The 25,575-nt window shown below is 72.7% G+C and carries 25 protein-coding genes; 11 read left to right on the top strand and 14 right to left on the bottom strand.

Annotated features, from left to right (window positions below; genetic code table 11):
• The first annotated feature begins 58 nt into the window (after positions 1–58).
• Positions 59–970, top strand: coding sequence for a TIGR03620 family F420-dependent LLM class oxidoreductase (locus AB0367_RS20165; protein ID WP_366227877.1), 912 nt, complete (start codon positions 59–61; stop codon positions 968–970).
• Here AB0367_RS20165 and AB0367_RS20160 read toward each other — a convergent pair.
• Entirely contained in the window at positions 951–2,324 is a 1,374-nt protein-coding gene (locus tag AB0367_RS20160; protein ID WP_366227976.1) for an NAD(P)/FAD-dependent oxidoreductase, read from the bottom strand. The two genes, AB0367_RS20165 and AB0367_RS20160, sit on opposite strands and share 20 nt — an antisense overlap.
• A gap of 193 nt (positions 2,325–2,517) precedes the next feature.
• On the opposite strand from AB0367_RS20160, the gene AB0367_RS20155 reads away from it, so the two are divergent.
• Positions 2,518–2,835 carry a GlsB/YeaQ/YmgE family stress response membrane protein gene (locus tag AB0367_RS20155; RefSeq protein ID WP_366227875.1) on the top strand — a complete coding sequence of 106 codons (318 nt, stop codon included), beginning with the start codon at positions 2,518–2,520 and terminating at the stop codon, positions 2,833–2,835.
• A gap of 12 nt (positions 2,836–2,847) precedes the next feature.
• Here AB0367_RS20155 and AB0367_RS20150 read toward each other — a convergent pair whose 3' ends face one another.
• Positions 2,848–4,350, bottom strand: coding sequence for a hypothetical protein (locus AB0367_RS20150; RefSeq protein ID WP_366227874.1), 1,503 nt, complete (start codon positions 4,348–4,350; stop codon positions 2,848–2,850).
• Between the two features lie 175 nt (positions 4,351–4,525).
• On the bottom strand, positions 4,526–5,395 hold the full coding sequence (locus AB0367_RS20145; protein WP_366227873.1) for a universal stress protein: 870 nt from the start codon (positions 5,393–5,395) through the stop codon (positions 4,526–4,528).
• Positions 5,396–5,569: 174 nt separating this feature from the next.
• Here AB0367_RS20145 and lipB point away from each other — a divergent pair, with 174 nt between their 5' ends.
• The 3 genes from lipB to AB0367_RS20130 all read left to right on the top strand — a co-directional run bounded on the left by lipB (position 5,570) and on the right by AB0367_RS20130 (position 7,913).
• A complete protein-coding gene (gene lipB / locus AB0367_RS20140) occupies positions 5,570–6,427 on the top strand; it encodes a lipoyl(octanoyl) transferase LipB (protein ID WP_366227872.1) in 858 nt (285 codons plus the stop codon).
• 116 nt (positions 6,428–6,543) lie between these two features.
• Positions 6,544–7,038, top strand: coding sequence for a hypothetical protein (locus AB0367_RS20135; protein WP_366227871.1), 495 nt, complete (start codon positions 6,544–6,546; stop codon positions 7,036–7,038).
• A gap of 95 nt (positions 7,039–7,133) precedes the next feature.
• On the top strand, positions 7,134–7,913 hold the full coding sequence (locus tag AB0367_RS20130; RefSeq protein ID WP_366227870.1) for an aminotransferase class IV: 780 nt from the start codon (positions 7,134–7,136) through the stop codon (positions 7,911–7,913).
• Between the two features lies 1 nt (position 7,914).
• Here the strand turns inward: AB0367_RS20130 and AB0367_RS20125 are convergent, their stop codons facing one another.
• The gene (locus AB0367_RS20125; protein WP_366227869.1) at positions 7,915–8,484 is read right to left on the bottom strand and encodes an XRE family transcriptional regulator; all 570 of its coding nucleotides are present in this window, start codon (positions 8,482–8,484) and stop codon (positions 7,915–7,917) included.
• Positions 8,485–8,531: 47 nt separating this feature from the next.
• On the opposite strand from AB0367_RS20125, the gene AB0367_RS20120 reads away from it, so the two are divergent.
• Positions 8,532–9,410: a class I SAM-dependent methyltransferase gene (locus AB0367_RS20120; RefSeq protein ID WP_366227868.1), complete on the top strand. Its 879-nt coding sequence runs from the start codon at positions 8,532–8,534 to the stop codon at positions 9,408–9,410.
• A 155-nt stretch (positions 9,411–9,565) separates the two neighbouring features.
• Positions 9,566–10,405, top strand: coding sequence for an ion transporter (locus AB0367_RS20115; protein WP_366227867.1), 840 nt, complete (start codon positions 9,566–9,568; stop codon positions 10,403–10,405).
• A gap of 14 nt (positions 10,406–10,419) precedes the next feature.
• On the opposite strand, the gene AB0367_RS20110 is transcribed toward AB0367_RS20115, so the two are convergent.
• Genes AB0367_RS20110 through AB0367_RS20095 form a run of 4 tightly spaced genes read right to left on the bottom strand, consistent with a single transcriptional unit; the run spans position 10,420 to position 15,028 of the window.
• A complete protein-coding gene (locus AB0367_RS20110) occupies positions 10,420–11,133 on the bottom strand; it encodes an ABC transporter ATP-binding protein (RefSeq protein WP_366227866.1) in 714 nt (237 codons plus the stop codon).
• A 16-nt stretch (positions 11,134–11,149) separates the two neighbouring features.
• The gene (locus tag AB0367_RS20105) at positions 11,150–12,853 is read right to left on the bottom strand and encodes a branched-chain amino acid ABC transporter ATP-binding protein/permease (RefSeq protein WP_366227865.1); all 1,704 of its coding nucleotides are present in this window, start codon (positions 12,851–12,853) and stop codon (positions 11,150–11,152) included.
• Entirely contained in the window at positions 12,850–13,815 is a 966-nt protein-coding gene (locus tag AB0367_RS20100) for a branched-chain amino acid ABC transporter permease (protein ID WP_366227864.1), read from the bottom strand. Before AB0367_RS20100 ends, AB0367_RS20105 begins: the two co-directional genes overlap by 4 nt.
• Before the next feature lie 40 nt (positions 13,816–13,855).
• The gene (locus AB0367_RS20095; RefSeq protein ID WP_366227863.1) at positions 13,856–15,028 is read right to left on the bottom strand and encodes an ABC transporter substrate-binding protein; all 1,173 of its coding nucleotides are present in this window, start codon (positions 15,026–15,028) and stop codon (positions 13,856–13,858) included.
• Positions 15,029–15,382: 354 nt separating this feature from the next.
• Between AB0367_RS20095 and AB0367_RS20090 the strand changes: the two genes are divergently transcribed.
• The 3 genes from AB0367_RS20090 to AB0367_RS20080 all read left to right on the top strand — a co-directional run bounded on the left by AB0367_RS20090 (position 15,383) and on the right by AB0367_RS20080 (position 17,523).
• The gene (locus tag AB0367_RS20090; protein WP_366227862.1) at positions 15,383–16,468 is read left to right on the top strand and encodes a hypothetical protein; all 1,086 of its coding nucleotides are present in this window, start codon (positions 15,383–15,385) and stop codon (positions 16,466–16,468) included.
• A gap of 75 nt (positions 16,469–16,543) precedes the next feature.
• Positions 16,544–16,987: a thioredoxin gene (gene trxA / locus AB0367_RS20085; protein ID WP_366227861.1), complete on the top strand. Its 444-nt coding sequence runs from the start codon at positions 16,544–16,546 to the stop codon at positions 16,985–16,987.
• 86 nt (positions 16,988–17,073) lie between these two features.
• The gene (locus tag AB0367_RS20080; RefSeq protein ID WP_366227860.1) at positions 17,074–17,523 is read left to right on the top strand and encodes a GNAT family N-acetyltransferase; all 450 of its coding nucleotides are present in this window, start codon (positions 17,074–17,076) and stop codon (positions 17,521–17,523) included.
• Between the two features lie 132 nt (positions 17,524–17,655).
• Here the strand turns inward: AB0367_RS20080 and AB0367_RS20075 are convergent, their stop codons facing one another.
• From AB0367_RS20075 to AB0367_RS20060, 4 genes are all read right to left on the bottom strand, one after another.
• On the bottom strand, positions 17,656–18,969 hold the full coding sequence (locus tag AB0367_RS20075; protein ID WP_366227859.1) for a serine hydrolase domain-containing protein: 1,314 nt from the start codon (positions 18,967–18,969) through the stop codon (positions 17,656–17,658).
• An 87-nt stretch (positions 18,970–19,056) separates the two neighbouring features.
• Complete coding sequence (locus AB0367_RS20070) at positions 19,057–20,688, bottom strand: amidohydrolase (protein ID WP_366227858.1); 1,632 nt, start codon at positions 20,686–20,688, stop codon at positions 19,057–19,059.
• 251 nt (positions 20,689–20,939) lie between these two features.
• The gene (locus AB0367_RS20065; RefSeq protein WP_366227857.1) at positions 20,940–22,013 is read right to left on the bottom strand and encodes an ABC transporter permease; all 1,074 of its coding nucleotides are present in this window, start codon (positions 22,011–22,013) and stop codon (positions 20,940–20,942) included.
• Positions 22,010–22,903 (bottom strand): ATP-binding cassette domain-containing protein, encoded by an 894-nt coding sequence (locus AB0367_RS20060; protein WP_366227856.1) that lies wholly within the window; start codon positions 22,901–22,903, stop codon positions 22,010–22,012. Before AB0367_RS20060 ends, AB0367_RS20065 begins: the two co-directional genes overlap by 4 nt.
• A gap of 19 nt (positions 22,904–22,922) precedes the next feature.
• On the opposite strand from AB0367_RS20060, the gene AB0367_RS20055 reads away from it, so the two are divergent.
• Positions 22,923–23,177 carry a hypothetical protein gene (locus AB0367_RS20055; RefSeq protein ID WP_366227855.1) on the top strand — a complete coding sequence of 85 codons (255 nt, stop codon included), beginning with the start codon at positions 22,923–22,925 and terminating at the stop codon, positions 23,175–23,177.
• 28 nt (positions 23,178–23,205) lie between these two features.
• Here AB0367_RS20055 and AB0367_RS20050 read toward each other — a convergent pair whose 3' ends face one another.
• Both AB0367_RS20050 and AB0367_RS20045 read right to left on the bottom strand, forming a co-directional pair.
• Positions 23,206–23,874 carry a response regulator transcription factor gene (locus tag AB0367_RS20050; RefSeq protein WP_366227854.1) on the bottom strand — a complete coding sequence of 223 codons (669 nt, stop codon included), beginning with the start codon at positions 23,872–23,874 and terminating at the stop codon, positions 23,206–23,208.
• Between the two features lie 97 nt (positions 23,875–23,971).
• A complete protein-coding gene (locus tag AB0367_RS20045) occupies positions 23,972–25,540 on the bottom strand; it encodes a histidine kinase (protein ID WP_366227853.1) in 1,569 nt (522 codons plus the stop codon).
• Positions 25,541–25,575: the final 35 nt, after the last annotated feature.

The following is a 25,575-nucleotide window of genomic DNA, read 5'->3' as shown; positions in this document are numbered from 1 at the left end:
AGCCGACCGGAAGTGTCCACATCGGAATGATCCGGCCTTCGACGGGAAGGGGAGGACCATGGCTGAATCGCAGACCGTGACCGATGCCCGGCAGGCTCTCGGCCCGACCGGCGTGTGGCTCGGCGCCCTGTCGCGCGAGCCGGCCGCGAGCCAGCGCGCGGCGGCGGCCCGGATCGAGCAGTTGGGCTACGGCTCCCTGTGGCAGGGCGAGGGAGTCGGCCGCAACGACATCTTCGTGCAGGAGGCGGTGTGGCTGGGCGCCACGTCCCGGATCGTGGCCGGCGCCGGGATCGCCAACATCTGGGCCCGGCACCCGGCGACCGCCCGGGCCGCCGCGGCCGCGCTCGCCGACGCGTGGCCGGGCCGGTTCGTCCTGGGCCTCGGCGTGAGCCACGCCCCGCTGGTGGACCGCACCGGGCAGACCTACCAGCGGCCGCTGGAGCGCATGCGCGAGTACCTCGACGACATGGACGGCACGCCGGACGCACCGCCCGCGACGGCGCCGCGGGTCCTGGCCGCGCTGCGCCCGCGGATGCTGGAGCTGGCCCGGGACCGCACCGACGGCGCGCACACGTACTTCGTGCCGCCCGAGCACACGGCGCAGGCCCGCGCCGTGCTCGGCCCCGACCGGCTGCTCATCCCGGAGCAGGCGGTCGTCGTGGAAACGAACCCCACCGTGGCCCGCGAGACCGCCAGACGGCACACCGCCGGCTACCTGGCCCTGCCCAACTACGTGAACAACCTCAAGCGGCTCGGCTTCACCGACGAGGACGTGGCCGGCGCCGGCAGCGACCACCTGGTGGACTCGATCGTGGCGTGGGGCGAGCCCGCGCAGATCGTGCGGCGGCTGCACGCCCACCGCGAGGCGGGCGCGGACCACGTCCTGATCCAGCCCCTGGGCGCCGATGTCAAGGACGCGCTGGGGCAACTGGAGGAGCTGGCCCCGTTGCTCACAGGCCCAGCTCGTTGAAGAGGTAGAGCCAGATCTCGCTGCGCGTCGGGAACGCCGGGATCGCGTGCCGCAGGCGCCCCAGCGGCACCTCGCCCACCACCGCGATCGTCGCCGCCTGCAGGAAGTCGGCGACCTCCGAGCCGGTGACGGTGGCCCCGACGAGCACCTGGCGCACCTCGTCGATCAGGAACCGGCTCGTGCCACGGGCGCCGCGGCCGTAGTACGAGCCGCCCGCGTTGCCGGAGGTCGGCAGGTCCACGACCCGCACCTTCAGCCCGGCGGCCGCGGCCGTGACCGTGGTGTGCCCGACCGCCGCCACCTGCGGATCGGTGAAGATCACCCGCGGGGCACCGGTGCCGTCGGCGAGGTGCGTCGCCGCCATCGGCCGGCCGAGGATGTGCCCGGAGGCGATCGCCGCCTGGTACTTCGCCATGTGCGTGAACAGTGCCCGGCCGTTGAGGTCGCCGACTACGTACAGCCAGTCCTTGCCGGGGACGCGGGTGTGCTCGTCGACCTTGATGTACCCGCCGGGGGAGAGCCCCACCGTCTCCAGCCCCAGCTCCCCGGTGTCCGCCACCCGCCCGGTCGCCACCAGCAGCTCGTCGCCGGCCACGGTCTCGCCGTCGCCGAGCGTGACGAGCACGGCGTCGCCGTCGCGGTGCACCGAGGTCGCGGTCTGCGCGGTGCGGATGTCCACACCCTGCTCCGCGAGGGACTCGGTCACCTGCGCGCAGGCGAACTCCTCCTCCCGCGGCAACAGCCGCCGCTCGCCCTCGATGAGCGTCACCTTGGTGCCGAGGGAGACGTACGCCTGGCTCATCTCCACCCCGACCGCCCCGCCGCCGAGCACGACCAGCCGCCCGGGCAGCGTCCGCGCGGTGGTGGCCTCCCGGTTGGTCCAGGGCGAGGCCTCGGCGAGCCCCGAGATCGGCGGCATCGCGGGCGACGTGCCGCCGGCGAGGATGACGGCCCGCCGCGCCTCGAGCACGTCGTCGCCGACCACCACCCGGCGTTCACCGTCCAGCCGGCCGTGCCCGCGGAACAGGGCGATGCCGCGCTCGCGCAGCCACGGCAGCTGCCCGCTGTCGTCGAGCCCGTTGATCAGCTCGTCGCGGCGGCGCAGCACCGCCGCCGTGTCCAGCGGCCCGGTGACCGTCTCCACCACGCCCGGGACCCGGCGCGCCTCGGCCAGCAGCTCGCCGGGGCGCAGCAGTGCCTTCGACGGTACGCACGCCCAGAACGAGCATTCGCCGCCGACCTTGCGGTCCTCCACGATCGCCACGGCGAGGCCGGCCTCGGCGAGCCGCCCGGCCGCGACCTCGCCTCCGGGCCCGGCACCGACCACCACGACGTCGAAGCTGCGCTGCTGCATCACGGGACATCCCTTCGCATCGCCTGATACCTCGCACCGTACGCGCGCATGCCCAGCCGGGCGCCCGACCCATCGCGCCGGTGGCACACCCACCCCCGTCTTCGCCACCGTCGCACGCTCCGCTCACGTTTCACGGTTGCGCGGGCGCGGAACAATGCACGGTGAGACACCCCCCGGCAGGAGGAGGCAATCCGTGCACATCCAGGACTACGTGGCCGCCATCGTGTTCGGCGCCGTCATCGGGATCGTGGCGCGGATCCTGCTACCCGGCCGCCAGCCGATCGGGCTGATCCTCACGGTCCTCATCGGGATGGGCGCCGCCGTGGCCGGCACCTGGGCCGCGGACCGCTGGGACCTGCACAGCGACAAGCACCTGCTCGTGCGCGGCCACGAGTACGACTGGCTCGTCATCGGCGTGCAGGTCGGCATCGCGGTGGTGGGTGTGGCGATCGCCGCGCTGCTGGCCAAGGCCTTCTCCGACGACGACCGCTACGAGCGCCACCGCCACTGACCCGGACCCACCTCAGGCGTGGGCGTCCGGCCGGATGACCTGAGCCACCGCCGAGGCCATCCGGATCGATCCGATGCCGGTCGGGTGGAAGGGGTCGGTGCCCTGCAGCCCCTGCAGGTCGGCGCCCAGCCGGTCGCCGCCGTCCGTGCACAGCGGGGCCAGCCGCGGGGTGGCGACGCTGAACCCGTACTTGCGCGCCCCGCTGCTGAGCACCTCGTTGAGCCCCTTGTTGCGGCTGGCCAGCAGGGTGATGTTGTCCGGGTTGAGCCCGGCGACGCCGGCCGGGCCCCGCGCGTCGGCGCAGGCCGCGTCCGGGTTGAACACGTCGTAGGAGGTCACGACGATGACCTGCGGGCGGCCGGGCAGGTCGTTGAGGCTGTGCAGCAGGTCGCCGTAGTCCCGGTCGAAGTCGGCCAGCCGGTAGTCGAACTCGCCCTGGGTGAACTTGTCCTGGCAGTCGGACACGGCGTAGCAGTACCGCAGGAAGTCGCTCCAGTACAGGTCGTTCGGGCCGATCACGACCGCGACGTACTTCAGCCCCTGCACCTGTTGCAGCACCCCCACCTGGGCGGGCAGGGTGCGGCCGCCCTGGACCTGCGGGCCGAGCAGGCCGCGCGGGATGGAGGCGCCGGAGCAGGCCAGGTTGAGCACCCGCTGGCCGCGAAGGTTGCCAAGCTCCGTGGCGAGGGAGTCGGCGCTGCGGCCGCAGGCGGTGTCGTCCTCTGTGGCGCCGGAAGGTGGGGCGCCGCCGAGCCGGGCCGCGCGCGAGTCCCCGATCACCGCGCCGGTGTAGCCGGTGACCTTCGGGCCCACCGCCAGCGGCGGCAGGCGGTCGGCGCCGACGAGGTCGGACAGCGACCGCACGCCCTGCAGGCCCTGCACCGTGCCGGCGTACGCCAGCGTCCCGGCGCCGGCCCAGCCCAGCATGGTGACCGCGACGGCGAGGAACGCCATCCGGCGGAACTGCCCCGCGCCGCGCTGCCACACCTCCGCGACCGTGACCTGCCGGTGCACCGCCCGGCTCTGCCGGCGCAGGACGGCCAGGATGCGGATGTAGGCGGCGACCGCGGTCGCGCCGAGGGTGATGGCGAGCAGGCCGAGCGTCGCCCAGCCGTACCACCGCAGGAAACCGGTGCCGAGCGCGGACACCGCCGTCCCGCGGGTGTGGGAGGCCGACGCGGGGTCGACCGCGGCGGCGGCCGCCTCGTTGCGCTGGATCGGCCCGAGCGTCACCTGCGGCCGCAGCGGCCCGTAGACCTCCAGCGGCGCGATGTCGAGCCGCGTGTTGCCGATCTGCACCAGCCGGGCCGGCCCGGAGACCGAGAGGCTGGGGACGCGCGCGCCCACCGACAGGTCCTGGCCGGCGATCGTCAGGTCCTGGGCCGGGGTCAGCCCGATGGCGGCGGGAATGCCGGCGAACAGGCAGAACGCCAGCAGCAACACCGTCGGCAGCGAGCGAGCCTCGCGGAGCAGGGCCCGCGGTCCGCGCCCGCGCGGTGATCTGATCTGTGTCACGGCTCCTCAGCACTTCGTCGGCGGCAACCACAGCGCTCGCGGGCACCTGCGGCCGGGAGCCGCCCCCGCTGGGCTGCAAATGTACCCGGCCGCCACGGACCGGCCGGGTGGCCGACGGCAGGGCGCCGAGCCGCCGACCGGCGCGTCGGTCACGCCGGTCGCTCAGGGCGGCCGCTCAGCTCTGGGGGACCACCATCACGGGGCGGTGGCCGCGGTGCAGCGTCGCCTTGGCCACGCTGCCGAGCAGGATCTCGCGGGTCGCCGAGCGGCCGCGGGAGCCGACGACGAGGACGGCGGCCCCGTTCGTGCGGCCGCACGCCCCGAGCGACTCGGCCACGGTGCGCGCGCGGATGTGGCGGCCGTGCTCCTGCGGCTCCGCGGCCGGCGGCGCGCCCGCCGCGTCGGGTGTGTCCGGCACGACCGTCGCCACGCCGTCGGGGCCGACCGTCGCGGCGATCGCCGGACGGCCGGCGAACAGTTCGCGGGTGCGCTGCCACGCCTGCGCCGCGTGCGGCGAGTCGTCCCAGCCGACCAGCGCGGGACCCTGGGCGAGGGCGCTGTACTCCTCCAGCAGCAGCGGGTGGGGCACGACGATGACCGGGCGGGAGCTGTAGTGCACGACCATGTCGGACACGCTGCCGAGCAGGGCCCGCCCGGCGTGCAGGCCGCGGGATCCGACCAGGATGACGTCGGCGCCGGTCTCGTCGGCGATCTGCGCGAGCTGGACGCCCTCGCCGCCGAATGTGCGCCGCGCGAGGTGCTCGGCGCTCCAGCCAGCGGCCACGGCCAGCTTGACCCCGACCTCGGCCAGCCGTTCGGCCTCGCGGCCGCCCTCGCGCTCGACCGCCTCCACGAACGTGTCGAGGTTGCGCGAGCCGGTCCACAGCCGCCGCCGCAGGCCCGCGTCCGCGTACGGCGGGGTCCACAGGTGGGCGACGATGGCGTGCGCGCCGGGCAGCAGGAGCGAGCCGGCTTCGATGGCGGTGCTCGCCGCGGGTGAGCCGTCGTATCCAACCAGCACCCGGAGGCCGTTCGAGGTTCTCATCTGATTCCTTCCGTGCGGACCCCGGCCCGCAGGCCGGGGAGGAAACGGAACCCCAGCGGAGCAGGGGCAGGGACAGTGCCGATTCGCCGCCGGGGCGGATCGGCGTCCACCCGCGTGTCACAGCGAGGTCCACCACGGGACTGCCCACCCGTCAGGGCAGGGGAGGATGCCAAGATGATCTCGACCCTACCAGGCTACGGGCATCAAACCAGGGCGCTACCAGCACCTGGGCGCCCGGACCGGTACGACATCGCGGCGGACACCGGCCACGGCGAGGGGCGCGACCTCCCGCGGCCCGAGGTGACGGGGCCGCCGATCGTGTGGCTCGCCGCCGAGTTCGATGCCGGGCCGCGCGACCGGCGGGGCTCGGCGCCGAGGCAGAATCGAACGGTGACGGAAACGGTGCGGGTGGATCTGGGCGAGGTCGGCTATGCGGAGGCGATCGAGGCGATGCGCGGCTGGGTCGGCGAGCGGCAGGCCGGCGCCGCGCCCGACCGGCTGTTCCTGCTCACCCACCCGCCGGTCGTCACGTACGGCCGGCACACATCGCCGGAGGATCTGCCGCACGACGGGTCGCTGCAGACCGTCGAGGTCGACCGGGGCGGGCACGCGACCTACCACGGGCCCGGTCAGCTCGTCGGCTATCTGGTCGTGAACCTGCGTGAACGGGGACCCGGCGACTTCGTGCGCTGGCTCGAGCTCGGCCTCATCGCGGCCCTCGCCGACCTGGGTTTCGCGACGGTACGCCGGGACACCCCCAAGGGCGCCGACAGCCTCGTCGGCGTGTGGACGCCGGAGCACCACAAGCTCGTGTCGATCGGGATGCGCATCCGCGGCGGCGTGACCAGCCACGGGTTCGCGCTCAACATCGACTCCGATCTCGGGGTGTACGAGCGGTTCACCGCCTGCCGGCTCCCGGGTGTCACGATGACGTCGCTGCGGCGGATGGCGGAGGCGGCGGGGGTCGCCACGCCCACGGAGGCGGCCGTCCGCGACGCGGTCGCCCGGCGCCTCGGCGCGGTGTCCGGCTGACGCTGGAAGTCTCCCTCTCTCGGTGCGGTGAGCGCCGGGGCGGACGCTTGCGATCAAGCGGGGCATGCATAGAAGATCTCCCATGTATGCGTACACCCTGACGAGAGGAGCCGTTGTTGAGACGAGCTCGCTTCGCCGCGATCCCGGCCGCCGCCGCGGCCGTCGCCGCCCTCGCGTTCCCGGCCGTCGCCCACGCCGCCGTCATCACGCGGCCGTTCGCCGCCGACTCCGGCGACAGCTGCCGGTACGGCTCCACCGAGGGCACGCTGGGCTGGCAGTACGGCCCCGCCTCACCGCTGCCCGCGGCCGGCGTTGCCGTCTCGGGCAAGCTGGCGGACCGGCCCCTGCCGAGCGACCCGGCGGCCGTCTGCCGCGACGACGGGTACTCCAGCACCGTCACGTTCGTCGCCTACGCGGGTGGCGCCGAGGTGGGCCGGCAGTCCCGCACGGCCGACAACGCCACGACGAGCTTTGCGTTCATCCTGGGCGGCACTTCGGCCGCGACGGGCATCAGCAGCGTGGTGGTCCAGGTCTGCCGCACCCCGGTCGTCACCTTGCCGCCGAGCTACTGCGGCAAGCCGGTCACGTATCTGGCGCCGCCCGTCGCCTGACCGCGGCGACGACCCCCCCGGTCGCTCACCTCAAGGCGACCGGGGGTCCGCCCGCCTCGCCCTCGCCGGGTTCGCCCGCACTATCGTTGGCGACCGTGAACACGGCACCGATCCGCGTCGAGATCGACGGCCGCGAGCCCAGGCTCGAGGAGCTGTACCATCCGATCCTGGCCAACTACGGCCACTTCACCGCCATGCAGGTGCGCGGCGGCCGGGTCCGCGGCCTCGGGCTGCACCTCCACCGGCTCGCCGCCGCCACCCGCGAGCTGTTCGGCGTGGACCTGGACACCGGCCTGGTGCGGGCCCGCCTGGCCCACGCGATCCGCGACGTGCCGGACGCGGCGGTGCGCATCAACGTGTACCGCCCGGACGAGCTCATGATGGTGGTCGCCGTCCGGCCGCCGACGCCCGTGCCGTCCGCCCCGGTCTCGCTGCGCTCGGTGCGCTACGAGCGCCCAGCCGCCCACATCAAGCACGTGGGCGGCTTCGGCCAGGGCTACCACGGCCGGCGTGCCGAGGCCGAGGGCTTCGACGGCGCTCTGCTCCTCGACCACACCGGCGCGGTCGAGGAGGCGGCGATCGCCAACATCGGCTTCTTCGACGGCGCCGGCGTGACCTGGCCGACGGCGCCGCACCTGCCGGGCGTCGCGATGCTGCTGCTGGCCCCGCGTCTGCCCGCCGTAGGCCTGCGCTCGCACCGCGCCCAGGTGCTGCTGGCCGACCTGCCGTCATACCGCGCCGCGTTCATCATCAACTCGATCGGCATCGCCGCCGTGCACCGCGTCGACGACGTCGACTACGGCGTGGACACCGGCCTGATGCGCCGCCTGGCCGAGGCGGAGGCCACCGTCCCCTGGGACGAGATCCGGGCTTGACTCAGGGCAGGCGGCGCAGGTGGGTGCGGCGGCCGTCGTGGTCGAAGATGCCGAGGATCTCGGCCGGGCCCCCGTGGGCACCGAACGCGTGCGGCACCATCGTGGAGAACTCGGCGGCCTCGCCCGTCTCGATCAGGATCAGGCGTTCCCCTAGCAGCAGGGCGACCGTGCCGGACAGGACCGTGAACCACTCGAAGCCGGGGTGGGCGCGCAGCTGATCCGGGCCGGGGACGGGCCGGTCGATGCGCATCTTGGCCACCGTCGTGCCGCCGGGGCCGGCCTCGTGGCGCAGCGTCCAGGTGGTCACGCCGCGCTCGGGCTCGTGCCGCGGGCGGATCACCACGTCGGCGTCGGCCGACTTGACGAGCTGGTCGAGGGTCGTGCCCAGCGCCCGGGCGATCGCGGTCAGCTGGTCGAGGCTGATGCGACGGTGGCCGGTCTCGATCCGGCTCAGCGTCGACGGGCTGAGGTAGCAGGCGGTCGCGAGGTCGTCGAGCGACATGCCCAGGGCGGCGCGTAGCCCGCGGATGCGCTTGCGGACGAGCGTGTCGAGGTCGCCGTCTTGCGTCATACGCAAGATACTATGCGATGCTGGCAAGACGTGGCTACAGTTGCCGCATGCCTGCGCACCACCACGGTCATCCACACGGTCATCACCACCAGGGCCACCACAACCACGGCGACGGCCTCGCCGACCTCCTCGACCTCGACGCGGAGGTGCTGCGCGAATACCACGCCGGCATCGTGGGCTGGGTCCGCGAGCACGCCGCCGGCCGCGAACCCGCCACGATCGTCGACCTGGGCGCCGGCACCGGCGCCGGGACCCTGGAACTGCTCGCCCAGTTTCCCGAAGCGAGCGCCGTCGCCGTCGACAGCGACGCCGGCATGCTCGACCGGCTCGCCGCCAACGCCGCGCGGCGCGGGCTCGCCGGCCGGGTCCGCACCGTGATCGCCGACCTCGACGCCGGCTGGCCGGGCGGGATCGGCGCGGCCGGCCTGGTGTGGGCGGCCAACTCCATGCACCACATGACCGACCCCGGCCGGGTGCTGCGCGACATCCACGCCGCCCTGCCCGCGGGCGGGCTGCTCGCCGTGATCGAGCTGGGGTCGTTCCCGCGCTTCCTGCCGGCCGACGCCGGAGTCGGCCGCCCGGGCCTGGAGGAGCGGTGCCACGAGGCCATGGCCCGCCGCCGCGCCGGCGACATGCCGCACATGGGTGCCGATTGGGCCGCCGCGCTCACCGGGGCCGGGTTCGAGGTGCGCGCCGAGCGCCGCTTCGCCGCCGACCTGCCGGCCCCGGCGCCCGAGGCGACCGCCCGCTACGCCGTGGCCTCGCTGCGCCGGGCCCGCGAGGGCCTCGCCGACGCCCTCGCCGCCGAGGACATCGCGGCGCTCGACGCGCTGCTCGACGAGCACGGCCCGCACTCGATCCTGCGCCGCACCGACCTGACGGTCCGGGCCGAGCGCCTGGGCTGGATCGCCGCCCGCCCCGCGTGAACCGACCACAGCGCCGCGCCATTCCTCGGCGGTGATCATGGCGAGGATCGAGCGGGCCCGCTTTCGGCCGGGTGGCCGAGTGCTGTGTAGGCTCGCGCACCGTGGACAGCACGCCGACTGCGGTGTCCCGGATGGCGGCCGTGTGCCGTGCATTGGTGGCCGCTCCATGGTTCAACGTCGCATCCTTCACCGTCATCCTGCTCAATGCCGCGGTCCTCGGCCTGGAGACGTATCGCGGCGTCGTCGGCACGGCGGGTGCGGCGTTCCACGTCCTGGAGTACGCCTTCCTCGCCTGCTTCTCGGTGGAGCTGCTCATCCGCTTCGGGGCGCACCTGCCACAGTCCGGCGGCTTCTTCCGCGACGGCTGGAACATCTTCGATCTCGTGATCATCCTCGCGCCGCTGGTGCCGGGCGTGCGGGAGAACGTGACCGTGCTGCGGCTGCTGCGCCTGGCCCGCATCGTGCGGGCGTTCCGGCTCTTCCCGAGCCTGCGGGTGATCCTGGTCGGCATCCGGCGCAGCCTGCCGGGCCTTGCCAGCTTCCTGCTCATCGCGGCGCTGGTGCTCTACGGCTACGCGATGCTCGGCTGGATGGTCTTCGGCAAGGCGTTCCCCGAGCAGTACGGCACCGTGGGCCAGGCGATGCTCACCCTGTTCCTGCTGCTGTCGCTGGACGGCATCACCGACACGCTGCAGGCCGGCCGCGAGGTGACGGCGTGGGGCATCCCGTACTACCTGTCGTACATGATCGCCGCGTCGTACCTGCTGACCAACCTCCTCGTCGGCGTCGTGCTCAACGCGCTGCAGGAGGCCCACCAGGAGGAGAAGGTGACCGCCCCGGCACCGGACGCGGGCATGGAACAGCGCCTGGCCGTCCTGCGCGCCGCCCTCGAGGACCTGGAGCAGGAGTACGCCCGCTCCAGGTCCTCGGTGCACGCCGCGCCCGCCGCGCTGCCGCCCCCACCGGTGCCGGTGGGGGCGGGCACGACACGCTGACGGGCGCGAGGCGCTCACCCGTCTCGTTCGGACTCTGCCGCCGAGAACGCTGACTCGCCGAGCAACGTGCGCAGGAACGCGTGCTCCGACTGCAAGGCCCCGGCAGCTCCCGCAAACGCGACCTCGCCCTGAGCGAGGATGACGACGTCGTTGGCGAGGGAGAGACAGGCCTCGGCGTTCTGCTCGACCATCACGATGCCGATACCTGTGGCGGCCATGCGCCCGATGCTGTCGAGAACGGTGTCGAACACGGCCGGCGCCAGTCCCATGGACGGCTCGTCGAGCAGGATGTACTTCGGCCGGGCGGCAAGCGCGCGACCGAAGGCGAGCATCTGCTGTTCGCCGCCGCTGAGCAGGCCGGCCGGCGTCGAGCGCCGTTTCTGCAGGATGGGGAACAGCTCGAAGATCTCCCGGATGGATTCGGCCACCTGATCGCGTTTGGCCGTGTAAGCGCCCATCCGGAGGTTCTCGAGAACGGTGAGGGGGGCGAAGATCCGCCGGCCCTCGGGCACGAGCACCACGCCCTCCCGGACGACGTCGTGCGCCGGCCGGCCGGTGATCGCCTTGCCTTCCACCGTCACCACGCCACGCGTCGGCCGGTGAAGTCCGGCGATCGCCCGCAGGGTCGTCGACTTTCCCGCGCCGTTGACGCCGATGACGAGCGTGACCGCGCCCGGCTCCACTCGCAACGACACTCCCTGAACCGCCGCGAGCTTGCCGTAGTGCACGTGGAGGTCCGCAACCTCAAGCATCGATAGCCGCCCGCCTTCCCAGGTATGCCTCTCGAACGGCCGGATGCGCGAGCACGTCGGCCGGCGCTCCGTGAGCGATCTCCTGGCCGGAGTTCATCGCCAGCAGCCGGTCGCAGATGGAGGCCATCATCTCGACGTCATGCTCGACGAGGATCAGCGTGAGTCCCTCGTCTTTCAGCGACCGCAGCAAGGCGGCGATCTCGACTCGCTCCTCACGGTTCATTCCGGCGACCGGTTCGTCCAGCAGGAGGACGTCCGGAGCGCCGACGATCGCCCGGGCGATCTCGACACGGCGCTGCTGCCCGTACGACAATTCGCTCGGATGGTGCAGCTCGGTCCCCTGAAGGCCGACCCGGGCCAGGGCGGCCAACGCGTCGTCCCATCGGGCGGCCTTCTGTCTCGCGGACGGCCGCGACCGGTCGCCGCGGCCGGTACGGTCGTTGCCGAGGAGCACGTTCTCCACGACCCGCAGGTCTTCGAGCAGGCGCACGGTCTGGAACGTCCGGGCGATGCCACGCCGGCCGAGGGCGTACTGCGCGATGCCCGTGCAGTCCTCGCCATAGAACACGATGCGTCCCTTGACCGGGTCGACGAAGCGCGTCAACGCGGCGAGGAGTGTGCTCTTGCCCGACCCGTTGGGCCCCAGAATGCCGAAGAGCTCGCCCCGCTGGACGGTGAAGGACACATCGTCGACCGCCTTGACCCCGCCGAAGTGCACGGCAAGGTGCTGTACCTCGACGACTGGACCCGCGTCACGCGGCGGTCGCTGGATGCCGGCCGCCGGTCGCGGCGCCGCTGGTGCCTCGGGAACAGCTCCGGCGGACACGGTGGCCGTGCCTGCGGTGCGCCGCCGCCGTTCTCTGATCCTGCTGACGGCCGCTCGGGCGACGCCGGCCGCGCCGGTCGGGACCAGCACGGCCGCGACAAGCACGAGCGCGCTGTAGATGACCGCTTGCCACGTTTGGAACATGCCGAGATGAGGCGGCAGCCACGTAAAGATGATCACCCCGGCGAGGGTTCCGAGTGACGACTTCCAACCGCCGACGATCACCATGGTCATGGCGACGACGAGTGCGCCGAACTGGATGTTGTCGGGCGTGATCGTGGTGTTCACCCGTACGTACATCACACCCGCGCACGCGGCCAGGGCACCGCTGATCGTGAACGCCATGTGGCGGAAGCGCCGCACGTTGATGCCGAGGGACACACCCAGCTCCGGGTCGTCGCGCACCGCCGTGGTCGCCCGCCCGAGCCTCCCTCGCTGCATGTAGATCGCCGCCGCGAGAGCGATTCCGGCGAGCGCCGCGAGCGTTGCCGTGTGCACGTCCGCGGTAACCCCGTACAGGCCGTCGACGCCGCCGGTCAGCGAGCCGCCGTTGATCGCGACGACACCGACGATCAGATCGAAAGCGAGGGTGGCCATGGCCAGATACATGCCGTCGAGCCGAGCGCATACCAGCCCGATCAGCAGGCTGATGAGCGCCCCGGCCAGGACGGCGAGGATGAGGATCAGGAATTGGGGAAGACCGGTACGGATGGTCAAGATGGCCGCGGTGTACGCGCCCACGCCGAAACAGCCCAGGCCCCCGAAGGTGAGGACACCCCATCGGACCGGAATCTGGATGCTCAGGGCGAGGACCAGAAAGATGAACGTCGACTGGATGAGGATCAGGTTCGACTCGTACCAGACGGTCACGTCCGCCGCACCTCCTTCTTGCCGAAGAGTCCCTGCGGGCGCAGCAGGAGCACGATGAGGATCAGACCGAAGGCGACGGCGTTCACCCACGTGCCGGGCGTGTACGTATTGATGATCGTTTCCGCCAGTGCGAGGGTGAGCGCGCCGATGACCACGCCGGTCATGCTCCCGACGCCGCCCAGCACGACGATCGCGAATCCCTTGATGAGCAGGTTCGTGCCCGTCGTCGGCACGACGGCGGCGGATACGTACACCAGCAGCACGCCGGTCAGGCCGGCGAGTGCCCCGGAGATCGCCATGATCCCCAGCGTCATCCGTCCCCGGTTGACCCCCATCAGCGAGGCGATCTCGGGATCCACTCCAATCGCGCGCATGGCGAGTCCGGAGCGTGTCCTCTTGGCCCACACGCCGATGGCGGTCGTCAACGCCAGCGCCAGAATGACGACGTAGATGCGAGTGTTCGTGACGAACGCGCCGAAGACGTCGTACGTCACCGTTCGGTACGTCGTGTTGGACAGGCCGAAAGGCTCACTCAAGGTGTTGCGGGCGATGATGGCGACGAGAAGCCCGTCGAAACCGATGCCCGCCATGAGGATCTGCAGCTCCGCCGACGCCTTGTCACGAACACGCCGCAGGACCAGGTTGAATGCCACGACGTAGAGCACGACGGCGAGCACGGCGCCGACGATCACTCCGACGATGATGGCGCCGGCGAACGAGAGAGTCGTTTCGAGCGCGACGATATGGGCGGCATAGATGGATGCGAGGAAAAGCGATCCGTGAGCGAAGTTGAGAATCCCCGTCGTGCCCCATACGAGGCTCATGCCGGTCGCGAATAGCAGGTAGATGCTCGCCAATGATACCGTGTTGATCGCGTCTTGGAGGAACAAGGCGGCTCTCCGAAGGTGCGTTTGCGGGTAGGGGGCGAAACGCGATGACAGCGCGTGTGCCGGTTCAGCCACCCGTCGGCCGGACCGGCACACGCGGCTATGTCGTGCTGCGCTACTGCTTGCGATTCACGAGCACGTTCTCAGTGCCGTTCCACTGCAGGACCGTCGCCTTGATCTGGATCTCGCGACCGTTGAAGGTCAACGCGCCCTGCGCACTGTCGAAGCCCTTGGCGGCCACCGCCGTGAGTCCCCGCTGGATCGATTCGCGCGAAGCGTTCCCCGACTCCTGAAGAGCCTTGATCAGCCATTGGGCGGTGTCGTATCCCTCAGCGCAGTACGAGTCGGGTGCCTCGCCGTACTCCGCCTTGAAGTCCTGAACGAACTTCACCGTGGACGGAGATTCCTGGTTGAGCGGACTGAATCGGGTCGGGAAGGTGAACCCGACCGCCGCGTTGCCGGCAGTTTTGAGCATCGCCGAGGTCGTGGCCTCGATGCCGATGATCTGCCCGCTGAACCCGCCCTGGCGAGCCTGTGAGATGAGCGCCGCGCCGGCGGCTGATGTGACGACGTTTACCAGGACCTCGGGGTTCGATCGGACGATCTGCGCCACCTGCGCTGTGTAGTCCTGCGTGTCGCGGGACACCGTGACCCGGGTGGTCACCACGAACCCGTCCGTGCCGCCCCACTTCTCGGCGATGTCGCCGATCGGCACGTCGGAGGGGAGGTCGTCGGTGATGACCGCGATGCGCTTCTTGCCGATCGAGCTCAGGTAGTCCTTCATCACCCCGAAATAGCCACTGATCGGAGCACCGGCGAGGAACGTGTATTCGCCGGCGTTCAGACCGGCGGCGTTCGCCTGCGGAATGAGTGTCGGAAGCTTTCCGCTCTGCACGAGCGGAACCGACGGCAGCTGCTCGATGCTACGGATCGGTCCGATCATCGCGGCGTACTTCTTGTCCGACACCGCGGTCCTGGTGATGCGCACGGCGTTCTGCGCCTCGCCGGCCGGATCCTGGTAGTCCATGACGAGCGTCGACTCGCCGAACAACTTGGCCGCGTTCGCCTGCTTGACGGCCAACTTGATGCCCTTGTTGATGGCGATGCCCGCGAAACCGGTCACTCCGGTTTCGTCGTTGTTGACCATGATGTGGATTTGCGACGGGAAGCCATTCGCGGCGTTGCCGCCGCCGGATTCACCGCAAGCCGTCAGGGCGCCCACGCCAACTACGCCTGACAAAATCAGTGGTAGCCATCTGCGTTTCGCCCGTCGATCGTCCCGCGCCATCTCAACCCCTGTCTCGAGTGGTTCCCAGCCCGGAGTGAATGTTTCAGCAGTGTTACGTGCTGGATATGGAATTCGGTATACAGTTTCGATCGTGAGGCTGTCAAGGGCTCTACACCTGGAGGGCGACGCGGACCCGGCCGCACTGAACTTCTGCGCCGGGGATGCCGGTTGGGCGAACGTATACCGTAGCCCGTATTCAGGTCAAGGGAGGTCGATGGGTCTGGCCGCGCCTGCCGTGTCCGCCCTGGCCTCGCGTGCTGTAGCGCCGGCCGGTGGCTCGCCGGCGCAGCGCGGGTCCGGGATCCGCTGTTCGGCCACGTACGCGCGGCCGTGGTGCGCCGTATGCTGACCGCCATGCTCGACAGGCCGTTGCTGTCCCTGGAACCGCACGCGCAGCGCGTCGAAGGCGTGCGCGGGCTCGTCGCCGCGGGCGACGACGACGGCCTCGCCGCTGCGCTGGTCGACCTGGCCGCCGCGGGCGACGACGAGTGGCACCTCGACGGCGCCGAGGCGCGCGACGTGGTCCGCGCGCTGCCCGACGGCCGCCGGCACGCGCTCATCCTGCGCCTCGTCGACCGGGCCGCGGCCGGTGTCCCGCCGGTGCGCGTCGACGCCCTGCTCATCGAGGCCGCCGAGGGCATCGGCCCGGACGCGCTGTCCTGGCGGGCCGCGCGCCACCTCACGGACATCGCCGCGGCGAGCGAGACGATCCTGCCCGGCGTGCTGGCCGTCCTCGCGCAGGTCGCCGAGCGCGAGACCGGGGTCGTCCCGCCAGCGCTGCTGGCCGTGATGCGGCGCACCGCCCAGGAGTACGCCAAGCATTGGCCCGCCGCCCTGTGGGCGCCGATCCAGCCGTGGCTGGAGCGCACCGCCGGCACCCTCAACGTCGGAGAGCCGTGGGCGGAGGCCGCCAACGCCCAGGCGCCGGCGGGGGACCTGGTGCCGCACGTCCTGGCCGCGTCCGGCGCGAAGCCGGCCACGCGCTGGTCGCGCCGCGCCGCGCAGCTCACCGCCGACCTCGGCGGCGAGCAGTGCCGCGCGCTGGTCCGCGGCTGGCTGGCCCTGGTGCCGAGCCCGCGCACGATCCCGCTGCGCCGGGCCGATCGCCGGGACCCGAACGAGGTGCCGGACCCGTACAACGCCCTGGCGCTGCGCGGCCTGCTGTACCTGCTGGCCGTGACGCCGCCACACCCGGACGACGTGCCGGTCGTCGGGCGGCTCGCGCAGTACAGCGCGGAGAAGGTTTCCGGCCACGGCCCCCGCAGCCAGATGATCGTCCACGCCTGCGTCTACGCCCTGGAGCGTTTCAGCACCGTCTCGGCGCTGCGCGAGCTGACCCGGCTCCGCTCGCTCGGTCAGCCCCCGGGCATCGCCGCCGCCCTGGCCGCCGCGATCGCGCGCCGCTCGGTCGCCCTGGGCGTCGACCCGGCCCGCCTCTGACCTCGCCGCGACCGTGCCGCCCTCGGCTGCGCACCGGACGGGAATGCGCGCGGCGGCGCGGGCGTCGTATCCGGCATGAGTACACGGATCGTGTCCTGTGCCCGATGCGGCCAGCGTAACCGGGTGCCCGCCGCCGCGGCCGGCAAGCCGGTGTGCGGCAAGTGCCGGGAGGCGGTGGCGTGGATCGTCGACGCCGACGACGCGACCTTCGGTGCGGTGGCCGAGCGGTCCTCGACGCCGGTGCTGGTCGACCTGTGGGCGCCGTGGTGCCGGCCGTGCCGGACGGTCGGGCCGGCGCTGGAGCGGGTCGCCGGGGACCTCGCCGGCACCGTCAAACTGGTCAAGGTCAACATCGACAACTCGCCCCGGCTGTCGCGGCGGTTCGACGTCCGGGCCGTACCGACGCTGATGATCCTCAAGGACGGCAAGGTCGTGGCGCGCCAGACCGGCGCCGCGTCGGCCGCCACGCTGCGCTCGTGGGTCGAGCGGAGCCTGGCGCCGCCGGCGAAACGGTCGTAGCGGGCGATCCTCCGCCACCGCCGAGCGGCAGTCGCTCGGCGGGCGCGGCGAGCCCTCCCGAATTTCCGGCGGGTACATTGGCGGCCGTGGGGGAGCCCCAGGTGTACCGCGCCGTCCCGGACGATCTTGACGCGCTGCTCTCGCTCGTGCGCGAGTTCTGCGAGTTCGACGGGCACGACTTCGACGCGGAGCGGGTCACCCGCGCGCTGCGCCCGCTGCTGGCCGGCGACGAGCATGGCCAGGTGTGGCTCGCCGACGGCGGGGCGCCGGTCGGATACGCGGTCGTCACCTGGGGCTGGAGTCTGGAATCGGGCGGGCGCGAGGCGCTGCTCGACGAGATCTACGTGCGCGAGCGCGGCCGAGGCGTCGGCAGCGAGCTGCTGCGTCGCGCGGTGGCCGCCGCGGCCGAGGCCGGCGCGGCCACGATGTTCCTGGAGACCGAGGCGCGCAACGAACGGGTCCGGACCTTCTACGCCCGGCACGGCTTCGAGGCCGAGGACTCGATCTGGATGTGCCAGGTCATCGCCGGCGCGTGATCTGAGCGCCGCCGAACCGTACAGTGTCACGTGCGGGAGCGCCCGGCCACGGCACCGGCCCGGGCGCCCCCGTCTCAGCTCGCGAGGGCCGACGCCAGACACCGATCGAGCCCGGGACACCCCAGCCAGGCCTCAGCCGGCGGCGGCCACGGCCCGGATCGGCGCGTGCCCGGTCGGGCCGAACGAGACGTTGTCGCTTGCCGTGACCGTCACCGCGCCGGCCTCGAAGTGGCAGCGGTAGGTGCGCACGAACGGGCCGTCGAGACGGGCCACCCGCAAGGTGTACTCGAACGGACCGGTCCACCCGCCGGTGCTCGCCGTCGGCCAGTCCGTGTGCCACTCGCCGTCGCGGCAGATGTGCTCGTGGACGCCGGTCTCGTCCACGATGGTGACCAGCCCGGGCGCGAACGTGATCGCCCGGATCGTGGGCGGCCGCTCGTGGCTGGGCCGCCAGTCCAGCGGCCGCGAGCTGCGCGGGCGCCCCACGACGAACGTCCCGCCCGCCGCCTCACGCGAGCCGGGCGAGCCGCCGCGGATCGCGGGCAGCGCCAGCCGGCCCAGCGCCGCTGTGTCGACCGCCTCCGTGTCGTGCAGCAGGTGCTCCCAGACCAGGTCGAGCACGCCCTGCATGTCGGCGACGCCGGCGTTGAGTGCGAGGACCGCGTCCTGCTCCGGCATGACGATGCAGAACTGGCCGAACATGCCGTCACCGCGAAACGCGCCGTGCCGGGAGCGCCAGAACTGGAAGCCGTACCCCTGGCGCCAGTCCTCGCTCCTGCCGGCCTCGGCGTTGCCGACGTGGAACCGGGTCGCCTCCGCAGCCCAGCCGCCGGGCAGGATGCCGCGCTCGTCGTGCAGGTACAGCTGGCCGAACCTGGCGATCTCGGACGTGCGCGCCGCCATGCCCCAGCCGCCGACGTCGAGGCCCGCCGGGCACCGCTCCCACGTCACGTCCCCGAACCCGAGCGGGTCGAACAGCCGGGGCCGCAGATACTCGACCAGCCGCCGTCCCGTGAGCCGCTGCACGATCGCGGCCAGCATGTAGGTGGCGCCGCTGTTGTACACGAAGTGGGTGCCCGGCTCGCGCGCGACCGGCAGCTGCAGGAACGCGCCGGCCCAGTCGTCCCCGGCGGTGATCGGCGACGTGGTGTCCGCGACGTGCCCGGTGGTCATCGTGAGCAGGTGCCGCACGAGCATCCGCGGGTCGCCACGCCCGTCGAAGTACTTCGCGACCGGATCGTCGAGCGCCATCAGCCCCTCGGCGACCGCGAACCCGACGGCGGTGGAGGTGAAACTCTTGCTGAGCGAGAACAATTGGTGCGGCACGTCGCCACGGTAGGGATGCCAGTATCCCTCGGCGACCACCTGTCCGCCGCGCAGCAGCACCATGCCGTGCAGGGCGTCAACGCCCCGCTCGGCCGCGTCGAGGAAGGACCTAACGCTCACAACCGCAGAGCCTAAGCCCTGCCGCCCACCGAAACAGTCCGCCGATGTGCTCACGTCGGCGTGCCGGCGTTTCCCGCCGGTCCGGCGTTAGGTCTCGCGCTCGTGGACCGGTTCGCCGTCGATGAAGACCAGGTCGGCGCGCACGTCGTGCAGCGGGGTGCCCGGCTCGAACGGGTCGCGGTCCAGCACGACCAGGTCGGCCTGCTTGCCCGGGGTCAGGTCGCCGATCTGCGCGTCGAGGCCGCTCACGTACGCCGAGCCAGCCGTGTACGCGCGCAGCGCCTGCTCCAGGCTCAGTGCCTGCTCCGGCAGCATCGGCGTCCGCGCCTCCGGCCAGCCCGACTCGGCCGAGCCCGGCGGCTCCGTGCGGTGCACCGCCACGTGGATAGCCTGCCACGGGTCGGGGGTGCTCACCGGCCAGTCGCTGCCCGCGGCGAGCCGCCCGCCGGCCCGCGCGATCGCGCCGAACGGATACTGGTGCCCGGCCCGTTCGGGGCCGAAGTACGGCACGCACAGGGTGTCGTTCTGCTCGTGGTGGGTGGCCCAGAGCGCCTGGATGTTCGCCGTCACGCCGAGCGCGCCGAAGCGCGGCACGTCGTCGGGGTGCACCACGTGCAGGTGGGCGATGTGATGGCGGCCCGTGTTCCCGCTCGCGGCCACCGCGTCGAGGCACTCGCGCACCGCCCGGTCGCCGATGGCGTGAAAGTGCACCGAGAACCCGGCCCGGTCCAGCTCGGCCACGTACTCCCGCAGCCTGGCGGGGTCCACATTGGACGTACCGCAGACACCCAGACCCACATAGGGCTCGAGCATGGCGGCGGTGAAGTTCTCGGCCACCCCGTCCTGCATGATCTTCACGATCCCGGCCCGGAACCGCGGCCCCGCCCCGGCCTGCGCCCGGCGCCGCACGAGCTGCGGGATCTGCTCGGCCCCGCGGTCGCGCGCCCACCACAACGCCCCGGCGACCCGGGCCCGCAGCCGCCCCTCGCGGTCCGCCCGCAGGTAGGTGCCGAGCTGGTCGCGCGCCCCGGCGTAGGCGCCGACGATGGCGTCCTGCCAGCCGGTGACGCCGAGGGAGAAGAGGTACCGCTGCGCCTCCATCAGCGCGAGGTCGTAGTCCGCGTCGGTGTCCGCCGGCAGCAGCGGCGCCACGAGGTCCATGGCCGCCTCGTGCAGCACCCCGGTCGGCGCGCCGCCGGGGTCTCGCTCGATGCGCCCGCCGGCCGGGTCGGGCGTGCCCGCGTCGATGCCGGCGCGTTCGAGCGCGGCCGAGCTGACCCAGGCCGAGTGATGATCGCGGTTGGGCAGGAAGACCGGCCGCCCCGGGGCGACGGCGTCGAGGTCCTCGCGGCGCGGCAGACCGCCGGGGAACGCCGACATCGACCACCCGCCGCCGGTGACCCACTCCCGCCCCGGGTCGGCCGCGGCGTAGTCCCCGACGGCCCGCAGGTACCCGGCCCGGTCATGCAGGTGGGAGAGGTCGCACCGCAGGCGTTCGAGGGCCCCGCTGACCGGGTGCACGTGGGCGTCGTGGAAGCCGGGCATGAGCATCCGCGCCCCGAGCCCGACCACGTCGAAGCGCTCGCCGCCGAGCGCCGCCCGCACGTCGGCCTCGCCACCGACGGCGAGGATGCGCCCGTCGCGCACGGCGAGCGCCTCGACGCGCTCCCCGCCGCGGCCGGTCCAGATCGGACCGCCGGTGAACACCAGCCCGCCCATGCGCCGCCTCCCGGGGTCTCAGCAGGTTTTGAAGAACCTACCGTGACCACCGCCGGCCGCATCCACAGCGGCACGCCCGAGACGCTCGCGTGGCCAGGCGGGGCAGGCCGACCCGGTGCCGTAGTCGCGGGCGGCGAGCGGACTGATCCTGGCCTGGCGCGCGCTCTTGCGGTCCGAGGCCGGGCAGGTGCGCGGCCACCGCCGGGCCGGCGATCGCTCGCCAGCTGCGACTACGGCCCGGCGGCATTCGGTCAGACGCTGCGCAGCTCGCGATCCCGCCACGCGGCGGCCCACGAGGTGCGGCCGTTGGTGCGCAGCAGCGACCCCTCGTAGATGCGCGCACCGGCCAGCAGCGCGCCGGTGGCGGCCAGGGCGAGCAGCGCGAGGGCCACGAACGGCTCCCAGCCGGCCGCGTCGCCGTTGAACAGCCGCACCGGCATCGCCGTGGGCGCGGACAGCGGCACGTAGGACAACACCCGCATGGCCACCGGGTTGTCGTTCAGGAAGATCACCAGGAAGAACGGCAGCATGACCGCGAGCTGCACCGGCATGCCGGCGTTGCCGAGGTCCTCGAGCCGGTTGACCAGCGCGCCGACCGCGGCCCACAGCGCGGCGAGCACGACGAAGCCGAGCACGAAGAACGGCACGAACCAGCTCATCGCCGGGGCCAGCAGCGGCAGCAGGCTGCCCGCGTCGTCGGTGAACTGGGCGCCGGCCACGCTCACCAGCGCGATCAGTGCCACCTGGGCCAGCGCCAGGATGCCGCCGGCGGCCACCTTGCCGATCAGCAGCGCCCGCACCGGCACGGCCGCGACCAGGATCTCGACCATCCTGGTCTGTTTCTCCTCGATCACACTCTGTGCGATCTGGATGCCGAAGGTGAGCGACGTGAAGAAGAAGACCAGCGCGAACATGGCCGGCACGAGGAACGCGGCCACCTCATTCACCGCATCAGGATTGAGCAGTCGTACCTCGGGAGCGCTCGACAGCGCCCGCACGACGTCGTTCGGCGCGGACTTCATCGCGAGCACCTCGGGCTGGGCGCCCTTGTCCACGACCGCGGCGTCGGCGTCCCCGTCGCGCACCAGCCGCTCAGGGTCCTCGGCGATCCTCACCTTGAGGCCCGCGTCGCGCAGCCGGCCCTCGTACGGCGAGGACTGCGCCACCGCGACCGTGGACGACCCACCGGCGATCAGCGCCGGCAGGATCGTCGAGCCGGCCGCGAAGAGCAGAAAGAACAGCGTGCTGAACAGGAACGTCTTGTCGCGCAGCTTGACCTTCAGCTCGCGCGCGGCGACGAGGCGGACGGCCTCGAGCAGGTTCATCGGGTGACCTCTCGGAAGATCTCGGCGAGCGACGGGACGACGGGGCCGAACGAGCGCACAGGGCCGCGGGACAGCGCCTCCCGCAGTACGACCTGATCGTCGGCGCCCTCGGCGAGGTCGAAGACGGCCCGGTCGCCGTCCAGGTCGATCAGCGAGACGCCCGGCTGGTCGCGCAGCCAGCCCGCGTCGCCGTCGACGTGCAGCTCGTAACGCGGCTCGGCGAACGAGGCCCGCAGCTGCGCCCGTGTGCCGGTGGCACGGATCCGGCCGGCGCCGATGATGACGAGGTCGTCGCAGAGCCGCTCGACCACGTCGAGCTGGTGGCTGGAGAACAGCACCGGCACCCCGGCCTCGGTCCGCTCGCGCAGGACCGCCACGACGACGTCGACGGCGAGCGGGTCGAGGCCGGAGAACGGCTCGTCGAGGACGAGCAGCATCGGGTCGTGCACGAGCGCCGCGGCGATCTGCGCGCGCTGCTGGTTGCCCAGCGACAGCTGCTGCAGCGGGTCGTCGGCCCGCTCGCCCAGCCCGAGCCGGTCGAGCAGGTCCGCGGCGTTGCGCCGCACCCGCTCCGGCGACAGGCCGTGCAGCCGACCGAGGTAGATCAGCTGCTCGCGGACGCTCATCTTCGGGTACAGGCCGCGCTCCTCCGGCATGTACCCGACCCGCCGGCGGTCGTCCTTCGTCAGTGCCGCCCCGTGCCACGTGACCGTGCCCGCGTCGGCGGCCAGCACACCGAGGATGATCCGCATGGTCGTGGTCTTGCCGGCCCCGTTGGCCCCGACGAACCCGGTCATCCGGCCGGCCCCGACGTCGAACGTGACGTCGGTGAGCACCTGCCGGTCGCCGAAGCGCCGGTCGACCCCTTTCAGCTGTAGTGCGTCGCTCATACCGATCACGTTAGGCGCCGTGGCCGCCCGGCGAATCCGGCCCGCGATCGACCCGCCGGGTCCGTCGCGCGACGGACCCCGCGCGCATCGCGACGAACCGGCCGTGGCGCAACGGCCGGCCCAGCCCGCCGCGCCAGGGTCTGCCGAGCTCGCCGTGGTGCCGCGCGCCTCGCACACACTGCTGATCGAGAAGCCGCAGCTGTGCACCAGTCTGGTCGCGACGTTCCTCGGAGGGCCACCGGCACCGACGCACATGCCGATTCGCCGGGCCTGACACGTAACTCAGGGCATCGGACCGCCGTTCAGCGCGACGGGCCCGGGGTGACCACGCCGTGCTCGTACGCGAACACGACCGCCGCCGTGCGGTCGCGCAGCTGCAGCTTCGTCAGCACCCGGCTGACGTGCGTCTTCACCGTGGCCTCGCCGAGGTGCAGTCGCACGGCGATCTCCGCGTTGGTCGCCCCGCCGGCAAGCTCCACGAGCACCTCCCGCTCCCGCGGTGTCAACTCGGCCAGCCGCGCCTCCCCGCCGCCCCGCGCGGTGCCGCGCCCGGGCCGCGCGAACGCCGCGATGACCCGGCGGGTCAGCTCCGGCGCGAGCAGCGCGTCCCCGCGCGCCACGATCCGCACGGCGTCGATGAGCGCTTCGGGCGTCCCGTTCTTGAGCAGGAACCCGCTGGCCCCGGCCTCCAGCGCCGCGAACAGGTAGTCGTCCCGGTCGAACGTGGTCAGCATGAGCACGGCCGGCGCCGGCCCGGCGGCGGTGATCTCCCGTGTGGCGGCGAGCCCGTCCAGCCCCGGCATCTCGACGTCCATCAGCAGCACGTCGGCCTCGGTCGACGCCGCCAGCTCCACCGCCTGCCGCCCGTCCGCCGCCTCCCCGACGACGCGCAGGTCGTCCTCCGTCTCGAGGATGACCCGAAACCCGGTCCGGACGAGCTGATGGTCGTCTGCGAGCAGCACCCGAATCACGCCCGCACCATATACAGGCCGCCACCCGCACCCGATATGAGGATCATGACTCCCGCGCGAGGCCGCGCTCGGCGGGGCGGGCTGGGCGTGGTCGGGGTCAGGTGGGTGGGGCGGTCGCGGGTGCGCGGTGCAGTGGGAAGCGGGCTCGGACGCGGAAGCCGGAGATGCCCCTGCGGGGGCCGGTCTCCAGGACGCCGGCGTGGGCGGTGACGCGTTCGCGCATGCCGATCAGGCCCAGGCCGCCCGTCTGCTTGCGGGTCGGGCCGCGGCCGTCGTCGGCCACGTCGAGCTCCAGCTCGTCGGCGAGGTAGCGGATCCGCACGTCGAGCTTCGTCGCGGACGCGTGCTTCAGCGTGTTGGTCGCGGCCTCCTGAACGATCCGGTATCCGGCCAGGGACAGCGACTCCGGCAGCTCGACCGCGTCACCATACACACCCAGGCTCGTCTCCAGGCCCGCGTGCCGCACCGATTCCAGCAGCTCGGCGATCCGGTGCAGGCCCACGGCGGCCGGGGCCGTCGCGGGGGAGGAGTCGGGGACGCCGCCCGGCGCGGGGACGGCGGATCGGGCCGCGGACTGGCCGCCCGCGGCGCCGGCGGTCGAGCGCGCGGACCGGGGAGCCGACGAGCCGGGCGCGGCGTGCGCGGGCGAAAGGCCGGGGGTGGACGCGGCGCTCGGCGACGTGGCCGACGCGCCGCGCGACGCGGGCACGCTGCCGGGGGAGGCTGGCGAGTCGCCCGGTGGCGCCGGCGTGGCGGTGGCGCCGGAGGAGACAGCGGCGGTGAGCGGCGGTGGCGGCGGGTCGTTCTGGCGGAGCAGGCCCAGCATGCGGTGCAGCTCGTCGACCGCGGTGCGGGCGCTCTGCTCCACCGCGGCCATGGCCTGCTTCGCCTGGGACGCGTCGCGGTCCATGACGCGGCGGGCCGCCGAGGCCTGCACGCCCATCACCGACACGTGGTGCGCCACCACGTCGTGCAGCTCGCGGGCGATGCGCAGGCGCTCGTGCAGGACGGCGCGCGCGGACTCCTCCTCCTTCGCGGCCACCAGCTCGGCGGTCTGGGCCTCGACCTGGTGGCGGCGGCGCTCGGCGATCCAGGCGATCTCGCCGAAGAAATACGCGAAGCCGAAGACCAGGATGTTGACCAGGACGCCGTTGATCGCGGCGGCGAGGATCGGCGAAACCGGGCCGTCGGCGCCGATGAACTCCGCGGCGGAGAGCCGGGGCAGCGCGATGAGGTAGGAGATGCCGAGCCAGGCGAACATCGCGGCGATGACGCCCCCGCGCAGCCAGGACGAGCGGCGGTGGTCGCGGCCCCAGGCGCCGAGCGTGTAGATCGTGGCGAACAGGGCGCCCGAGGTCAGCTGCTGCTCGGGCGCGTGCCGGACCTGACCGGCGATGAATGCCACCGCCACCACGACCGCGACCGCTTCGGGCGCGCGGCGCCGCCAGCACAGCGGGAGCGTGACGAGGACGGCCCACAGGACCTGCTCGGTCAGCGACGGCGGGCGCGCGGACATGAACATGCCGACGCTGCGGGCCAGGGTCAGGTTGACCAGTGTGACGGCGGTGACGACGAGCCCGATGACGATGTCGATGCGCAGCTGGCGCTCGTCCGGCCGGGGCCGCTGCCAGCCCTCACCAGCGGTGACCGTTTCTTCGGCGACCATCTCACCCACACCTCCCCGTGGTGACACCGCGCAGT

The organism is Dactylosporangium sp. NPDC051484 (assembly GCF_040689395.1).
In the GTDB taxonomy this organism is placed as follows: Bacteria; Actinomycetota; Actinomycetes; order Mycobacteriales; family Micromonosporaceae; genus Dactylosporangium.
The sequence above is the reverse complement of the archived record's forward strand: the minus strand, read 5'-3'. Positions and strand labels throughout refer to the sequence as shown.